The organism is Micromonospora sp. A3M-1-15 (genome assembly GCF_024213425.1).
Classification (GTDB): Bacteria; Actinomycetota; Actinomycetes; order Mycobacteriales; family Micromonosporaceae; genus Micromonospora; species Micromonospora chersina.
Window position 1 is genome coordinate 374391 of record NZ_JANAVK010000005.1, and the last position, 16050, is coordinate 390440.

Consider the following 16050-nt stretch of genomic DNA (forward strand, 5'->3'; position numbering starts at 1 on the left):
GCCCGCCCTCACGGAAGTGGAGGGCGCCCGGCGACCGCGGATCAGGGGTGGCGGTCCGCCGGGGTCAGTCGATGGCCTGGTCGATGGTGGCCTGCTTGACCGCGATCGGGGTCTGCTTCCACCGGGCGAGGATCTTGTCGTAGGTGCCGTCGTCGATGAGCGACTGCACGGCGGCCCGGTAGGCCTCGGCCAGTTCCTTGTTGGCCTTCAGGAAGCCGAACCCGTTCGGGCTGGCCAGCCAGCCGTTGGGCGCCGACGCGTCCTCGACCAGTTCGGCCTTGCCACTGAGCGAGGCGGCCGTGTCGACCAGGTTGACCTTGGTGGCGGCGACCGCGTCGACGTTGCCGGCGATCAGCGCCTGCACGGCCTGCGGGTTCTCCGGGTACTCCTTGACCTCGACGGGCTTGCCGGCGCAGCTCTCCTTGGCGTACGCGGTGAGGTTCTTCGCCTGGTTGCTGGCCTTCTGCACGGCGACCTTGCGGCCGCACAGGTCGGCGACGCTCTTGACCCCGAGGGGGTTGCCGGTGGCGACCAGGAACCCGGTACCGGAGGCGGAGTAGTCGACGAAGGTGGCGACCTGCTGGCGCTCCTTCTTGTCGGTGATGCCGCCGGCGATGGCGTCGTACTTGGCGGCCTGGAGGCCGGGGACCAGACCGTCGAAGGGCTGCTGGGAGAAGGTCGCCTTCAAGCCGAGCCGAGCCGAGGCGGCCTGGAACAGGTCGTAGTCCAGCCCCTTGAACTCGTCGGTTTTGCCCTCGACCTTGAAGTCGATGAACGGCTGGTAGGGGGCGTTGGTGGCGACGGTGAGGCTGCCCCGGTCGCGCACCTCCGCGGGGACCTTCTTCGCGAGCTCGGTGTCGGTGTCGACCGCGCCGACGCCCTCGATCGTGACGGAGACGGGCTTGATCTGGTCGCCGGAGGTGCCGGCGGAGGAGGAGGTGGAGCCGCCGCAGGCGGCGGTGGCGGCGAGCAGGGCCGTGGTCACGCCGACCAGGGCGAACTGGTGGATGCGCATGGGGGTGTCCTTCCGGGGGCCAGGTGTCAACCAGCCCCCGGACTGTAACTGACGTTACGGTCTCGGCGGGATTACAATTTTCTGTAACGCCGTCGTCAGCCCTCGCCGAACGCCTGCTGGGCCGCCTCCATGGCTTTGAGCCGGGCGCCGGCCACCGGACCGAGCCGGTCGATCAGCGCCGCGACCAGGGTCTCCACCAGCGCCAACGTGGGCGTGAAGCTGTCGTACGGCGAGGGGGACTCGACCCGGCTGGGCAGCACCACCTCGGCCAGGCCGGCCACCGGGGACAGCCACCGGTCGGTGAACAGCACGACCTTGGCCCCCCGCGCGGTGACGTTGCGCGCCAGCGCGAGGGTCCCCTCCTCGTAACGGCGGAAATCGAAGAGCACGACCAGGTCCCGGCGGCCCACGTCGACAAGCATGTCGGTGCGCTCCACCGGGCCGGCCGGCAGCAGACGGCTGTGGCCGCGCACCTGCATGAGGTGCAGCACCAGGTAGTGGGCGAGCAGCGCGGAGAAGCGACCGCCCGCCGCGGTGACCCGCAGCTGCTGGTCGGCGAAGAGGCGCACGGCGGCGTCCAGTTCGCCCTGCGGCAGCTCGGCGAGGGTCCCGGCGACCGCCTCGGGCAGGGTCGCCGCGGCCCGGGGCAGCGCCCCCTCCGGCGGCGCGCCGGTGCGCTCGGTCGCCCGGTACGCCGTCAGCGGCGAGGTCTCCCGCTCGGCCAGCTCCTCCCGCAACGCCCGCTGGAACTCCGGATAACCGCTGAAGCCGAGCCGGGACAGGAAGCGCAGGACCGTCGGCGCGCTCACCTCGGCGCGCTCGGCCAGCGCGGCGACCGTGCCCAGCCCGGCGGCCGGATAGGAGGCGAGCAGTGCGCGGGCGACCCGCCGCTCGGCCGGGCTGCACTCGCCCAGCCGCTGGCGGACCAGCGCGGCGACGCCCACGCCGTGGGGTTCGTCGACAGGATCGGGGTTCGACACGCGCCGAGCCTAACGGCCCCCGGCCCGCGCGCCCCGGACGGCAGGACCGCGGGGCGGGGTGACGCCCCGCCCCGCGGCCCGTGGGGGGTGCCGGGTCAGGACCGGGTGAGCGTGCAGGAGTAGTCCGCCGTGCCGGAGCCGGAGTACGCCTCCAGGTCGAGGTAGTAGGTCGCCGAGCCGGACGCGGTCCGGGTCAGGGTGACCGACTCGTCCGTGCCGGCGCCGTCGTTCACCGACCGGGTCAGCGTGCTTCCGGTCGAACTCAGCAGGTAGAGGTCGGCGTCGTAGGCGGTGGGGATCGCGCAGTCGGCCGTGAGCGTCTGCCCGCCGGCGAGCGTCAGCGCGAAGTAGTCCCGGTCGGTGCCGCTCTTCATGTCCCCGGTGACGGTGGCCGGGTACGTCAGGGCGGCGATGTCGTTGGCGGCGCTGCGCGAGTCGTTCGGCTCCGCCTCGGCGTAGCTGGACCCGCCGGAGGGCGGCGGGGTGGAGCAGTCGGTGACCGGCGTGCCGCTGTAGAGGCTGCCGTCGGGCACCCCGGCCCGCACGCTCTTCAGGTAGTAGCCGCAGGTGGGCCGGTTGGCGAAGTCGTACGTCTGGCCGCTGGTCAGCTTCCAGATCTTGAAGTTGGTGTAGGTCAGCGGCTGGCCGGAGACGGCCACCTCGGGCTGGTGGTCGCCGAGGACGACGTACGCGCTGGGGCCGCTCAACGTGGCCAGGCCGTTGCGGTCGATGTAGAGCGAGGCGCCCTCCTCGACGCCGACGCCCCAGGCCTTGCCGCCGCTCGCCAGCCCGTCCTTGACGGCCCGGGCGACGAACGCCATGGTCCGGCCCATCCGGTCGCGGGTGACGAAGTGGGAGTCGTTGATGGTGTTGGCGTAGTTCGGCCAGCGGAACATGCCGGTGGTGAAGGTCAGTGACCGGTCGTACGGGTTGGCCAGCGCCGTCGACGAGGTGGCGCTCGCGGCGCAGGCGTCGTAGACGATGTCGCTGTTGACGTGGTGGCCCGCGCTGCCGCCGCCGACCCCGCCGCCCTTGGCGACCACCGACTCCACCGACGCCTCCAGCGCGGTGCCCTTCCAGGCCACGTAGTTGCACTGGTCGCCGCCGGCGAAGTAGACGAACTCGGCGTTGCGGATGTCGGTGTTGGCCTGGCTGTCGTTGCCGTCGCGGGCGGCGGTCAGGGTGAGCGTGGTGCAGGAGTTGATCCCGGCCAGCCCGGTGATGACGTCGCACTCCGGGGTCCCCGACCCGGAGCCGGCGACGACCACCACGTCGATGGCGCCGGTGCCGCCGCGGATGGCGTCGACCGCCCTGGTCATGGTGGCGGTGACGATCCCGCCGGAGCCGTTCATCGTGTACGCCGGGCCGGACCAGGCCGCCCGGCTCACGTCGCTGGCGCTGCCCTGGCGGACCCGGGTGACCTGGGCGTGTGCGGCGGTGGCCCCGATCGGGGCAATGGTGAGGAGTGCGGCGGCGGCCGCCACCAGGGCGGCTCGGCGGGGGTTGCGGGTAGGGAACATGGGCACCTCCAAGGGGCCACGGATCAATGAAACAGAAGTTACAACCATCTATCGCAACACTCAATACGTAACTTCTGTTACAGGGAGGCAAAGCCGCGGTCCGGAACGACACCGACCCGACGGCGCGCTGCCGCCGCGGGGGCGGGAGCGCACCGCCGGGCCAGGACGGCGGGTGCCTACCGGGGTCAGGCCGCCGGGGCGATGCCGATCACGGCGTCGGTGAACGTGACCGCCGTGGCGCCTCGGTACGCGGCGAAGCCGGTGCCCCGGGTCAGGTGCGCCTCCCACTGCGGGTCCTTCTCGTACGACGTGCCGCCGACGGACGCGCAACCGGCCTGGGCGGCCAGCCCCTCGACCAGCTCCACCATGGCGTAGTCGTAGAAGACGTCCGTCGACGGCGCGACACCGCACGGGCCGTCCGCCGGGACGACCGGCGCCTTGCCCGCCGCCACCACGGTCCGCCACCCGGCGGCCCGGTACGCGTCCCCCGCGGTGAGCCGGCTCCACCGCACACCCTCGATGCCCCAGACACCACCGTGGTCGGTCACCTGGGCACGGCGCAGGTCGAGCACGCTGGCACCGCGCTGCCCGAGCACGCGCAGCGACGGGCCGCGCCCTCCGACGCCCGTCACCTCCAGGGCCGTGTTCTCGTCCAGCCCGAAGACCCGCTGGTGGTGGGTGTCCGAGGCGAGCCGGATGGAGCGCGCCTCGCGGCCCCGGCGGGAGAAGTGGGTGTCGACCAGTCCGGCGGTGAAGAAGCCGAACCCGCCGTGCGGCAGGTAGCCGAGCACGTCCGGGTCGTCGAAGTAGCCGGGCTTCGCGCCGTCCCGCAACCCCGGCTCGGTGGACCCGCCGGTGATCATGTCCCGACCGGCCATGATCTGGGCGCCGGCGCTGGTGCCGGCCACCACCGCCCCGTGCCGCAGCTTGCGCCGGACGGCCGCCAGCGCCGCGCTGTCGCGCTGCGCCGCGCCCCTCGTCATGGTGGTGACGTAGCGGTACTGGTCGCCACCGCCGAAGAAGAACCCGCTCATCGACTCGATCTGCCGGACCACGGCCGGTTCGTCGGCCGCGGTCGGGTGGTCCAGGTCGATCGGGATCCACTGCGCGTCGGCCACGCCGTACCTGCGGAACAGGTCCGCGTAGTAGTCGCCGTTGCAGACGCTGTTGTTGCAGTCGGGGGTGCCGGCGTCCGGGTCCTCGGAGGGCACCGGGGCGGCGGCGGTGAAGATGCCGATCCGGGCCTTTCCGGGGCCACCGGCCAGCCGGACGATGTCGCCGTAGATCTCGCTGTTGTCGTCGGCCAGCGCGCCGCCGACGAGCACCAGGCTGCCGCCGGTGCGATGGGTGGACGGAGCGGCCGTCGCGGAGGCGGCCGGCAGGGTAAACGTGGCGACCGCGCAGACGCCGACCCCCAGGGTCAGCAGGCGGTTCAAGGGCATGACTGCTCCTCACAGGACCGTGAGGGCGGGCCGAGCACGAGCGTACGGCAGCGGCCCGGCGTCGACAATGATCGAACGACCGATGGCGTACGCGACCCGGCCGCCGTCGCGCCGCTCAGGCGTCACGGCGGCGCAGCAGGACGACGGCGGCGCCGACGAGGGCCACCAGCCACGCCAGGAGGACGGCCGCCCCGGCTCCCGGCGACAGCAGGTCCGGGTGGGCCCCGACGGTCATCACGGCCTGGCCGGCGTTGGACGGCAGGTAGGGCGAGACCGCCTCGGACCAGCTCTCCGGCAGCAGGGAGACCACCCCCGGCACGACCAGCAGCAGGGCCACCACGCTTGTCAGCGCGCCGGCGGTGTTCCGCAGCAACGGGGTCCGGGAACGTGCCGGACCTGGATGGCCTCGGGTGCATCCATGGGGGCCCACCCTGCCGAACAAGGGTCGTGACGACAGTCACCGCTTGGGTCCATCGACGAAAGGCCTACCCATGAAGATGTCTCGCGTCGCCGCCCGCGTCGCGGTGGGCGCCACGGCCGCGGCCATGGCCACCACCGCCCTCGCCGCGCCCGCGCAGGCGGCCACCGCGCCGTCCGGGACTCGCTCGCTGGCCGCCGTGCTCACGGCCGACACCAGCGGCTTCGACCGCAACCCGCGGGACTTCGACGTGCTCACCGCCGCGGTGCTGGCGGTGCTGCAGGCGAAGCCGGACTCGCCCGTGAAGGTGCTCACCGACGGCTCGGTGCCGCTGACCGCGTTCGTGCCGAACGACTACGCGTTCCGGGAACTGGTCCGCGACATCACCCACGCCCGCACGCTGCCCGGCGAGCGGGCGGCGTTCGACGCGGTCGCCGGCCTCGGCACGGACACCGTGGAGGACGTGCTGCTCTACCACGTGGTGCCGGGCGCCACGATCGACCGCAGGGCCGCCCTCAAGGCCGACGGGGCGGAGCTGACCACCGCGCTGGGGTCCACCGTCGAGGTCGACGTCAGGCGCTGCTGGTACGGCCGGCAGGTGCGGCTGGTCGACGCCGACGGCAGCGACCGCGACGCCCGGGTCGTGCGCTACGACATCAACAAGGGCAACAAGCAGATCGCCCACGCGGTCGACCGGGTGCTCCGTCCGATCGACCTGCCCTGACGCGCGGGCCGGCGCCCGGGACCCGCCGGGCGCCGGCCGCCTTGCAACTCGGCCGCGCAGTGGTCATAACACCCGTGTTATTGCTCAATCGGGCTGTGCGCGCGACGTCGTGCCGGTGCTGTCCTTCAGGGACGTTCGTGTCTGACTGAAGGAGGTAGCCGTGTTCAAGAGGCTCGTGACGGCCGGCGCGACGGTCGTCGCCCTGGTGCTGTCCGCACCCGTCGGCGTCGACGCGGCCGTGCCCGATCCGGGAAGCCCGGGCGGGTACGCCGCCGGCTACGTCGACACCACGGTCCAGGCCGGCGGACGAAGCTTCTCGGCCCGGGTCTACTACCCGGCGAGCGCGGCCGGCAACGCCCAACCGGTCGCCGCCGGCCGCTTCCGGGCCATCGCCTTCGGGCACGGCTTCCTCCAGGGGATCTCCCGCTACCAGTCGACCCTCAGCCACCTGGCCACGTGGGGGTTCATCGTCATCGCCCCGGGCTCCCAGGGCGGCTTCGCGCCGGACCACAGCGCCTTCGCCGACGATCTGAACGCCGCGCTCACCTGGGCGGCGGCACAGGACACCACGAGCGGATCCCGCTTCGCCGGGCACGTCAACGGCGACCGGTTCGCCCTGTCCGGGCACTCCATGGGCGGCGGGGCGAGCCTGCTCGCCGCGGCGCGCAACCCCCGGGTCGTCACCGTGGCGAACCTGGCCGCGGCCGAGACGAACCCGTCCGCCAAGGCGGCCGCGGCAACACTCGCCATCCCGGTGCAGCTGGTCGCCGGTGACCGCGACACCATCGCCGGGATCTCCGGCAACCAGCGGCCGATCTACGACAGCAAGCCGCCCGCCAAGCAGCTGCGCACCATCCGGGGTGGCTACCACTGCGGCTTCATGGACTCCTCGTCCCTCTTCTGCGACAGCGGGAGCATCAGCCGAGCCACCCAGTTGCAGCTCAGCCGGCGGCTGCTCACGCAGTGGTTCCTCCGCCACCTCGACGGTGACACCACGTACGACGAGGCGGTCTGGGGCGTCCCCGCGCAGACCGATCCGGCGATCGCCTTCGAGGGCGTGCGCTGACGACCGGGCCGGGCCGTCGTGTCCGTCGGCCCGGCTCGCGCCGCCGGTGCGGTCTCACCGGGTGTCACCGAGGACGATGCCGCCGGCGTAGAACAGCCAGCCGGAGAGACCGAGCAGCTGGACCCGCTGCCAGGCGCCCAGCGCGGCGTCCGGCCGGACCAGCTCGACCAGCGTGCCGGCCGTGCCCACCAGCAGCACCGCGGCCACCGCGAGCCCCCAGCGGAACGACGCGCGGCGGTCGCGCCGGCTCACCAGCAGCGCGAACAGTGAGGCCAGGGCGGCGGCGATCGCCACCGCCGAGCTGACCGAGTGGCCCTGGTCCCGCCAGGACAGCCCGCCCAGCTCCGCCAGCCGGGCACAGCGCGCGTCGGCCGAGGGCGCGCAGTCCATCGAGCTCACCGTGCCGTCCAGGGCGGTGGCCACGCCGAAGGCGACCAGCCCCCACCACGCCCGCCGCGGCCAGCCCCGGGCCCGCCGGGCCAGCGCCAGGCCGGTCGCCGACGCGAGCGCGCCCACGACCAGGTCACCCAGGCCGAACACCAGATGGTACGGCTGGTCCCGCGCGGCCAGCTCGCTGGCGTACCCGTCGAGGAGGCCGAACGCCGGGTTCAGCAGGGGCCCGATCAGCCACGACGAGTAGAGGACCCCGGCCAGGGCCAGCGCCAGCCCCGGCAGCGCCCGGGCCCGGCTCACGAGGAGTCCCGGACGAGCGGGAAGGGCAGCGTCTCCCGGATCGACCGGCCGGTCAGCAGCATCAGCAGCCGGTCCACGCCCAGGCCCAGGCCCCCGGTGGGCGGCATGGCGTACTCCAGCGCGGTGAGGAAGTCCTCGTCCAGCTCCATCGCCTCGGGGTCGCCGCCGGCCGCCTGCAACGACTGCGCGGTGAGCCGGCGCCGCTGTTCCGTCGGGTCGACCAGCTCCGTGTACGCGGTTCCCAACTCCATCCCGAACGCCACCAGGTCCCACCGCTCCGCCAGCCGCGGGTCGTCCCGGTGCTGGCGGGTCAACGGCGAGGCGTCGGTCGGGAAGTCCAGGTAGAACGTCGGCGCGTCGGTGCGCGCCTCGACCAGCCGCTCGTACAGCTCCAGCAGCACCGCGCCGCGCTCCCAGCGCGGGTCGTACGGGACTCCGGCGGCATCGCAGAGTTTGCGGAGGGCGGCCAGGTCGGTGTCGGCGGAGACCTCCTCGCCGAGCGCCGCGGAGACCGCCTCGTTGACCGTACGGACCGGCCACTCGCCCGCGATGTCCACGGTGTCGCCCGTCCCGGGGCGGCGCACCACCGGCGACCCGTGCACCGCGACCGCCGCCGCGACGATCAGCTCCCGCGCCAGCTCACGCATGACGTGGTAGTCCGCGTACGCCTGGTACGCCTCCAGCACCGTGAACTCCGGGTTGTGGCTGTGGTCGACGCCCTCGTTGCGGAACGCCCGGCCCAGCTCGTAGACCCGCTCCATCCCGCCGACGGCCAGCCGCTTCAGGTACAGCTCGGGTGCGATGCGCAGGCTCAGCCGCAGGTCGTACGCGTTGCTGTGGGTGACGAACGGGCGGGCGTTCGCGCCGCCGTGCACCCGCTGGAGGATCGGCGTCTCCACCTCCAGGAAGTCCCGGTCCGCCAGCGAGGCCCGCAGGCTGTGCAGGGCGGCGCCGCGGGCCCGCAGCAGGTCCCGCGCCGCCGGATCGATGGCGAGGTCGAGATAGCGCTGCCGGACCCGGGCCTCCGGGTCGGCGAGCCCGTGGTGCTTGTCCGGCAGCGGGCGCAGGCACTTGGCGGTCAGCCGCCAGTCGGCCACCCGCACCGACACCTCGCCACGCCGGGTCGCGTACACCTCGCCGGTGGCGCCCACGTGGTCGCCGATGTCGACGGTGGCGCGCCACCGGTCGAGGTCGTGCTCCAGGACCAACTGGAGGTCGCCGCTGCCGTCCCGGATCGTCGCGAAACAGATCCGCCCGTGGTCACGGACCAGCAGCACCCGGCCGGCCACCGACACGGTCTCCCCGGTGCCGGTGTCCGGCGCCAGCCCGGCGTGCCGCGCCCGCACCGCCGCGCAGTCGTCGGTACGCGCGAAGCCCACCGGGTACGGGTCGACGCCCTCGGCGCGCAGCCGGTCGAGCTTCGCCAGGCGTACCCGGATCTGCTCGGGGAGGTGCACCGCGGCCGGCTCCGGCGGCACGGCCCGGACCGTCGCGGCGGCCGGCGGCACGTAGCCCACTCCGCCGCCGGCCGGTGGCACGCCGTGCAGCGGGGTGGGCCGGCCGCCCGGCAGGGCGACGAAGCCCTCGGCGACCGCCGCGGCGAGGCCCACCCGGGCCAACTCCCGGCGCTCTCCGAAGCACAGGTAGCGCGGCGTCCAGTGCGGCTGGTACTTGGCGTTGGACAGGTACAGCGACTCCAGCTGCCACCAGCGGGAGAAGAAGAGCAGGGTGTGCCGCCACAGCCGGATGACCGGGCCGGCGCCGATCCGGGCGCCCTGCTCGAAGACCGACCGGAACACCGCGAAGTTCAGCGACACCCGTTCGACGCCGAGGCGGGACGCCTCCCCCATCAGCGCCGCGACCAGGAACTCCGTGATCCCGTTCTCGGCCGACCGGTCCCGGCGCATCAGGTCCAGCGAGAGCCCGTCGGCGCCCCACGGGCTCAGCGACAGCAACGCCCGCACCCGGCCGTCCGCGTCGCGCGCCTCGACCAGCACGCAGTCGCCGTCGGCCGGATCGCCGAGGCGGCCCAGCGCCATCGAGAAGCCCCGCTCGTGTTCGGTGTCCCGCCAGGCCGTGGCCAGCCTCGCCAGCTCGGACAGCTCCCCCGCCGGGATCTCCGCGTGCCGGCGCACCCGGGCCGTGTAGCCGGCCCGCTCCACCCGGTGCACGGCCTGGCGTACCGGGCGCATGTCCCGCCCGTCCAGGTCGAACTCGCGGGCCAGCAGGATCGCCTCGTCCCCCAGGTGCAGCACCTTGAGCCCGTGCCGGTGGTACGCCCGGGCGCCCGCCTCGCTGGTGCCCATCACCGCCGGGGTCCAGGCGTACGCGCCGGCCTGTTCGAGCCACGCCTCGATGGCCGGCCCCCACGCCTCCGGGTCCCCCACCGGGTCGCCGCTGGCCAGGCTGACGCCGTTGACGACCCGGTAGGTGATCGCCGCCTTGCCGCTGGCCGAGAAGATCGCCGCCTTGTCCCGCCGGGTGGCGAAGTAACCGAGCGAGTCGCGCCCCCCGTGCCGGGCGAGCAGTTCCCGGATCCGCTCCTCCTCCTCGGGGTGCAGCACGGCGGCGGCCCGCTGCGACCGGAGCAGGGTGAACAGGCCGGCGACGAAGGCGATCCCGCCGAAGCCGCCGAGCAGCAGGTTGACCCAGCCGGGCGCCTGCCCCTGCCGGGTCACGTCCAGGGTGACGGCGCCGCCGAACACCTTCTCGATGGCGTAGCCGAGCCGGTCCACCCAGGTGCGCAGGCTGCCCGGCTCGACGAGGAGCAGGAGGTAGCCGAGCCCGACCGCGACCGCCGCCAGCCCGAGGAAGACCCCCAGGGCCTTCCGGACGCTGCCGCTGCGCACCCGGGCGTAGAACTCCCGACGGGCGGCCAGCAGCAGGGCCAGCGCCCCGGCGGCGAAGGCGATGCCGACCCACACCCCGACCGTCTCCAGCGAGGTGAACAGCCGCTCCCCGGCGTCATCGGTGAGGTCGTTGCTGCCGATCACGAGCAGCAGCACGCCGGCCAGCACACCGACGGCCAGGCTGAGGGTGAAGTAGACGACCAGCACCCAGTACGCCAGCCGCTTGCGGCGCAGCACCGCCGAGGCGAGGGTGCCGAGGAAGACCGCGTACGCCAGGTTCGCCGGGGCGGGCAGCAGCAGGGCGTCGATGGCGGTGCGGACCGGCTGGATGTCGGAGCGGACGGCGCTGCTCAGCGCGGCCAGCGCGCAGACCACCGCGATCACCCAGAGCAGCGTGGCGAAGGCCCGCGGCACCTGGCGTCGCCAGTCCCGGTCGGCGCGCCGGGCGTCCGCCACCGTCCGCGACGCGGTGCTCGGCGTCAACGTGGCCTCCCTCGTGCCGGTGACGCCCCGGCGTCGACCGGCCTCATCGTAGCCACGCCCGCCGTCGGCCCTCCCCGGAAAGCTACGCGGCGACGCCGTGCGGGTTCGCCGGCGCCGTCAGGAGCGCCCGCAGCTCCCGGACGGCTGCCCGCCCGGCGCGGTTCGCGCCGACCGTGCTCGCGGACGGCCCGTAGCCGACCAGGTGGATGCGGGGATCGGCGACCACCCGGGTGCCGTCCACGACGATGCCGCCGCGGGGCCCGCGCAGCCGCAGCGGGGCCAGGTGGTCGAGCGCCGGCCGGAAGCCGGTGCACCAGAGGATGACGTCCGCGTCCTGTGCCGCGCCGTCGGACCACCGGACGCCGCCGGGCACGATCCGGTCGAACATCGGCCGGCGTACGAGGAGACCGCGTTCCCGGGCCGCGCGCAGCTGGGGGGTCCACGCCAGCGCGCCCGCGCTGACGATGCTTCCCGGCGGCAGGCCGGCGCGGACGCGCGCCTCGACCGTGGCGACCACCTCGCGCCCGTACTCGGGCGTGAACGGCCCGTCCCGGAACACCGGCGGGCGGCGGGTGACCCAGGTGGTCGTCGCCGCGACGTCGGCGATCTCGACCAGAAGCTGCACGGCGGACGTTCCGCCCCCGACGACGATCACCCGCTTCCCGGCGAATTCGGCCGGGCCCCGGTAGTGGGCGGTGTGCAGCTGCCGCCCGCGGAACGTCTCCTGTCCGGGGTAGTACGGCACGAACGGCCTGGTCCACGTTCCCGTGGCGTTGATCAGGGCCCGGGTCGTCCAGGTGCCCTTGTCGGTCTCGACGAGGAGTCGTCCGTCGCCGGCGTCCCGGACGGCCGTGACGGCGACGGGCCGCCGCACGTCGATGCCGAACTCCCGCTCGAAGTCGGCGAAGTAGGCGGGGACCGCGTCGGCCGCCGGCTCGTCCGGCGGTGGTGGCGTGAAGTGCATCCCGGGCAGGTCGAAGATCCCGTGCACGGTGGCCATGCGCAGGGTCGGCCAGCGGTGCTGCCAGGCTCCGCCGGGCGCGCGGTCGGCGTCCAGGACGGCGAAGTCGAGGCCGGAGGAGCGCAGGTGGTACGCGCTGGACAGGCCCGCCTGCCCGGCCCCGACCACCACCACATCCGTCTTCGGCACGTGCCGCACAACATCTCCGGGTGGGCCGGCCTTCCCACCGGCGAGGGATCTCACACCGCCCGGAGGCCGGTCGGGCCGAACTCAGTCGGGCAGGGCCTGTGCCAGGTGGGCGAGCGCGCTCTTGACCTGGTCGACCGTCTGCCCCCGATCGTGGCGCTGGTAGCGGTAGAGCTCCGGAGCGAGCGGCGCGAGTAGCGCGTCGGCGAGCGCGTCGTCCTCCCGGCCCGCGGCCCGGATCAGGGAGACGACGAAGGTCCGCCAGAACCCGTACGCCCCGGTGGCGAAGCGGGTGGCGCCCTGTTCGGCCCCGAGCGCCAACGGCAGGTGCTGCTCGAGCAGATCGACCATGGAGTCGTAGAACGCCTGGAGGCGCCGGCGGGGCGAGGCGCCCGGTCCGAGCGGTGGCGGCCCGGAGATCATCCGCTGCTGCAGGTCCTGTTCGTGCACGTCGAGGAGGGCGACAGCGACCGACGGGACGTCCGGGTAGCGGCGGTAGAGCGTCGCCCGACCGGCCCCGGCGGCGCCGGCCAGTTCGGTCATCGAGATCTGCGGTCCGCGCTCGGCGAAGAGGCGTTCACCGGCATCGGCGCGATCGGGGCGATGCCGCTCGGAATCGTCGTGCACAAGGACCCGGTCAGCGTCGGCCGCATGACCGCACTGGCGATGATCACCGGCGGCATCGTGCTCGCCCGGGTCACCAGTTCCGACTGACCACGCCGCGAGTCCACACTTCGGACCGACCGTCGACAACGCGGCTAGCATCGAGGATCATGCATATCCGTGTCCACCCGAGCCGCCGACGGCCCGCCGGTCGCCGCGAGCGACGGCCACAGCCCGGCCCCCGCCGCCCCGAGCCCTGACCGCTGGGCGCGGTGGCGCTGGCTACGCCACGAATGGACCGGCGCGATCGTCGGCGGTCTGCTGCTCGCGGTGGCGCTGACCTGGCCCACGATGCGGCATCCCGCGAGCACGGTGCCCGGTGACCTCGGCGACCCGACGTTGCAGGCGTGGCAGCTGGCCTGGTCGGGCCACGCCCTGGTGAGCCAGCCCTTCGACCTGTGGCAGTCGAACACGTTCTACCCGGAGAGGTACACGTTCGCCTACAGCGACACCCTCCTCGGATACGCGCCGATGGGCGCGCTCGGCTCGGGCTTCGAGGCCGCCCTGATCCACTACAACCTGATGTACGTGCTGGTGCACGCACTGGCGTTCGTCGGGGCGTACGCGTTGGTCCGCCAGCTCGGGGCGGGCCGGTGGGGCGGCGCGGTCGCCGGGGTCGCGTGGGCGTACGCGCCGTGGCGGCTGGCGCACGCGGGTCACCTGAACATCCTCTCCAGCGGTGGGATCGCGTTGTCCCTGGCGATGCTGGCACGCGGGCACGGCTGGTCGCTGCGGCACGGGTACCGGCCGGAGCGGCGCCGACCGGGGTGGGCGCTGGGCGGGTGGATCGTCGCCGCCTGGCAGGTCAGCCTGGGCTTCGGCATCGGCCTGCCACTGGTCTACTTCCTGCTCGCCGCCGTGCTGGTGGCCGCCGGCTGCTACGGCTGGTCGTGGTGGCGGCGGCGGGAGCGAGTGCCGTTCGGCCGCCGGTTGCTGCTGGCCGATCTGGCCGGCGGGCTCGTCTTCGGCGCGGTGACGCTGCTCCTGGGGCTGGTCTACCTGCGGGTCGTGGACCTCAATCCGCAGGCCGTGCGGTCCCTGGACTGGACGGAGATGTTCTCGCCGCCGCTGATCGGCTTCGTCACCGCGCCGGCGGACTCCTGGTTGTGGGGTGAGCCGCACGCCGCCGCCCGGGAACAGCTGTCCTGGCCACCCGAGATGGCGTTGCTGCCCGGGATGGCCCTGATCGGGATGGCCATGGCGGGCCTGTTCGTCTCGGTGTACCCGGTCCGGCACCGCATCGCGTTGGGGCTGGGCGTCCTGGGGACGGTGCTGCTGGGTCTCGGCGCCACGCTGGGTGGCGACGGCGACCCCGGCTACCTCACGCTGTCCCGGCACCTGCCGGGCTGGGACGCGCTGCGGACGCCGGGCCGGATGATGCACTGGACCAGCCTGCTGCTGGCGGTGCTGGCGGCCGGCCTGGTGACGGCGATCGCCGAGTCGAAACGGCCGTCGACCACGAGGTGGACGCGGCTCCTGGCGCCGGCGGTTCTCCTGGTACCGCTGGCCCTGGTCACGCTGGAGGGGGTCAACCGGACGCCGCACCCGGTGGTGCCGCGGCCACCGGCCGCGATGCGGGCGGCGGAGGAGCCGGTCCTGCTGCTGCCGATCGGCGGCACGAACGACCTGCACTACATGCTGTGGACGACCGACGGGTTCCCCCGGGTGGCCAACGGGCTGGCCGGCTTCGAGCCCGCCACCCTGGCGCAGACCCGGGCGGCGGCGGCCTCCTTCCCCGATTCCACAAGCGTGGCCTACCTGCGCGGCATCGGTGTCCGGTCGGTGGTGGCCCTGCCCGGCCGGGCCGTCGGGACGCCGTGGGAGGGCATCGCGGCCCGGCCGGTCGACGGTCTGGGCATCACCCGGGAGGAGATCGACGGTGTGCTGGTCTACCACCTCGGGTGAGGGCTCTTCGGGCACCGGCCGGGCGGGGTGAGGACGTGCGGCTGTCGGTGGTGGTGCCCTGCTTCAACGAGGAAGCGTCGGTGGAGGGGCTGCACCGGGCGGTGACCGCCGCGCTGGCCGAGTTGTCCGACGTCGACGTCGAGGTGGTCTACGTCGACGACGGGAGCGCGGACGGCACCCTCGTGGCGTTGCGCCGGCTGGCCGCCGGCGACCCGTCGGTGCGGTACACGTCGCTGAGCCGGAACTTCGGCAAGGAGGCGGCGATGCTGGCCGGCCTGGAGCGCGCCACCGGCGACGCCGTGGTCATCATGGACGCCGACCTGCAGCACCCGCCGCGACTGCTGCCCGACATGGTGGCGCTGTACCGCCAGGGGTTCGACCAGGTGATCGCCCGCCGGGACCGGCATGGTGACCGGTTCCTGCGGATGCTCGCCTCGCGGTCCTTCTACCGGGTGGTCAACTGGTGGATCGACGTACGGCTGCTCGACGGCGCGGGCGACTTCCGGCTGCTGTCCCGGCTCGCGGTGGACGCCGTGCTGGCCATGCCCGAGTACAACCGGTTCTCCAAGGGACTGTTCTCCTGGATCGGGTTCCGGACGGTCGTGGTCGCGCACCGCAACGAGACACGTCAGGCCGGCCGGAGCCGGTGGACGTTCGGCAAGCTCTTCAACTACGCGTTCGACGGTCTCCTGTCGTTCAACAACCGGCCGCTGCGCCTGGCCATCTACGGCGGCCTGTTCCTCACCCTGATCGCGCTGGGATACATGATCTGGGTGGTCGCCGACGCCGTCGAGAAGGGCATCGACGTCCCCGGCTACACCACCATCATCGTCAGCGTGATCGGTCTCGGCGGGATCCAGATGATGATCCTGGGCGTCATCGGGGAGTACATCGGCCGGATCTACTACGAGCCCAAACGCCGGCCGCACTATCTGGTCCAGGAGACGGAGGACCTGCTGACGGAGAGCGGGCAGGCCCCGCGCGTGCCGGCCCGGCCGGTGGACCCCGCGCGGCAGCGGATGCCGGCCCGCGAGGAACCCTCCCGGCACGACCGCCTCCGCCGCGCCGCCGACCGGTCGGTGCGAGGCGACGGGCCGTAGCTCCCTTCGGCGGCGGGACGCCGACCGCGCGGGGAGGTCGCGGGT

The 16050-nt window shown here is 73.6% G+C and carries 14 protein-coding genes; 5 read left to right on the forward strand and 9 right to left on the reverse strand.

Annotated features, from left to right (window positions below; all coding sequences use genetic code 11):
• Positions 1 to 64 precede the first annotated feature (64 nt).
• From NLX85_RS25635 to NLX85_RS25655, 5 genes are all read right to left on the reverse strand, one after another.
• Positions 65 to 1015 (reverse strand): ABC transporter substrate-binding protein, encoded by a 951-nt coding sequence (locus NLX85_RS25635; RefSeq protein ID WP_254339254.1) that lies wholly within the window; start codon positions 1013 to 1015, stop codon positions 65 to 67.
• A gap of 95 nt (positions 1016 to 1110) precedes the next feature.
• The gene (locus tag NLX85_RS25640) at positions 1111 to 1995 is read right to left on the reverse strand and encodes a MurR/RpiR family transcriptional regulator (RefSeq protein WP_254339255.1); all 885 of its coding nucleotides are present in this window, start codon (positions 1993 to 1995) and stop codon (positions 1111 to 1113) included.
• 95 nt (positions 1996 to 2090) lie between these two features.
• Entirely contained in the window at positions 2091 to 3515 is a 1425-nt protein-coding gene (locus NLX85_RS25645) for a hypothetical protein (protein WP_254339256.1), read from the reverse strand.
• Between the two features lie 185 nt (positions 3516 to 3700).
• Positions 3701 to 4957: a cyanophycinase gene (locus tag NLX85_RS25650; protein WP_254339258.1), complete on the reverse strand. Its 1257-nt coding sequence runs from the start codon at positions 4955 to 4957 to the stop codon at positions 3701 to 3703.
• Positions 4958 to 5072: 115 nt separating this feature from the next.
• Positions 5073 to 5330, reverse strand: a complete 258-nt coding sequence (locus NLX85_RS25655; protein ID WP_254339260.1) for a hypothetical protein — start codon at positions 5328 to 5330, stop codon at positions 5073 to 5075.
• A 118-nt stretch (positions 5331 to 5448) separates the two neighbouring features.
• On the opposite strand from NLX85_RS25655, the gene NLX85_RS25660 reads away from it, so the two are divergent.
• Positions 5449 to 6099, forward strand: a complete 651-nt coding sequence (locus NLX85_RS25660) for a fasciclin domain-containing protein (RefSeq protein WP_254339261.1) — start codon at positions 5449 to 5451, stop codon at positions 6097 to 6099.
• A gap of 160 nt (positions 6100 to 6259) precedes the next feature.
• Positions 6260 to 7165 (forward strand): serine aminopeptidase domain-containing protein, encoded by a 906-nt coding sequence (locus NLX85_RS25665; protein WP_254339263.1) that lies wholly within the window; start codon positions 6260 to 6262, stop codon positions 7163 to 7165.
• Positions 7166 to 7219: 54 nt separating this feature from the next.
• On the opposite strand, the gene NLX85_RS25670 is transcribed toward NLX85_RS25665, so the two are convergent.
• From NLX85_RS25670 to NLX85_RS25685, 4 genes are all read right to left on the reverse strand, one after another.
• The gene (locus tag NLX85_RS25670) at positions 7220 to 7858 is read right to left on the reverse strand and encodes a DUF998 domain-containing protein (RefSeq protein WP_254339265.1); all 639 of its coding nucleotides are present in this window, start codon (positions 7856 to 7858) and stop codon (positions 7220 to 7222) included.
• On the reverse strand, positions 7855 to 11190 hold the full coding sequence (lysX, locus tag NLX85_RS25675) for a bifunctional lysylphosphatidylglycerol synthetase/lysine--tRNA ligase LysX (protein ID WP_254339266.1): 3336 nt from the start codon (positions 11188 to 11190) through the stop codon (positions 7855 to 7857). The genes NLX85_RS25670 and lysX overlap by 4 nt, the downstream gene beginning before the upstream one ends.
• Before the next feature lie 82 nt (positions 11191 to 11272).
• Positions 11273 to 12340 carry an FAD-dependent oxidoreductase gene (locus tag NLX85_RS25680; protein WP_254339268.1) on the reverse strand — a complete coding sequence of 356 codons (1068 nt, stop codon included), beginning with the start codon at positions 12338 to 12340 and terminating at the stop codon, positions 11273 to 11275.
• Between the two features lie 81 nt (positions 12341 to 12421).
• Complete coding sequence (locus tag NLX85_RS25685) at positions 12422 to 12880, reverse strand: TetR/AcrR family transcriptional regulator (RefSeq protein ID WP_254339269.1); 459 nt, start codon at positions 12878 to 12880, stop codon at positions 12422 to 12424.
• Here NLX85_RS25685 and NLX85_RS25690 point away from each other — a divergent pair.
• The 3 genes from NLX85_RS25690 (at position 12782) to NLX85_RS25700 (ending at position 16005) form a co-directional block, all read left to right on the forward strand.
• The gene (locus tag NLX85_RS25690) at positions 12782 to 13051 is read left to right on the forward strand and encodes a hypothetical protein (RefSeq protein ID WP_254339478.1); all 270 of its coding nucleotides are present in this window, start codon (positions 12782 to 12784) and stop codon (positions 13049 to 13051) included. The two genes, NLX85_RS25685 and NLX85_RS25690, sit on opposite strands and share 99 nt — an antisense overlap.
• Positions 13052 to 13120: 69 nt before the next feature.
• On the forward strand, positions 13121 to 14905 hold the full coding sequence (locus NLX85_RS25695) for a hypothetical protein (RefSeq protein WP_308210819.1): 1785 nt from the start codon (positions 13121 to 13123) through the stop codon (positions 14903 to 14905).
• Between the two features lie 35 nt (positions 14906 to 14940).
• Positions 14941 to 16005 carry a glycosyltransferase family 2 protein gene (locus NLX85_RS25700; RefSeq protein WP_254339270.1) on the forward strand — a complete coding sequence of 355 codons (1065 nt, stop codon included), beginning with the start codon at positions 14941 to 14943 and terminating at the stop codon, positions 16003 to 16005.
• Positions 16006 to 16050: the final 45 nt, after the last annotated feature.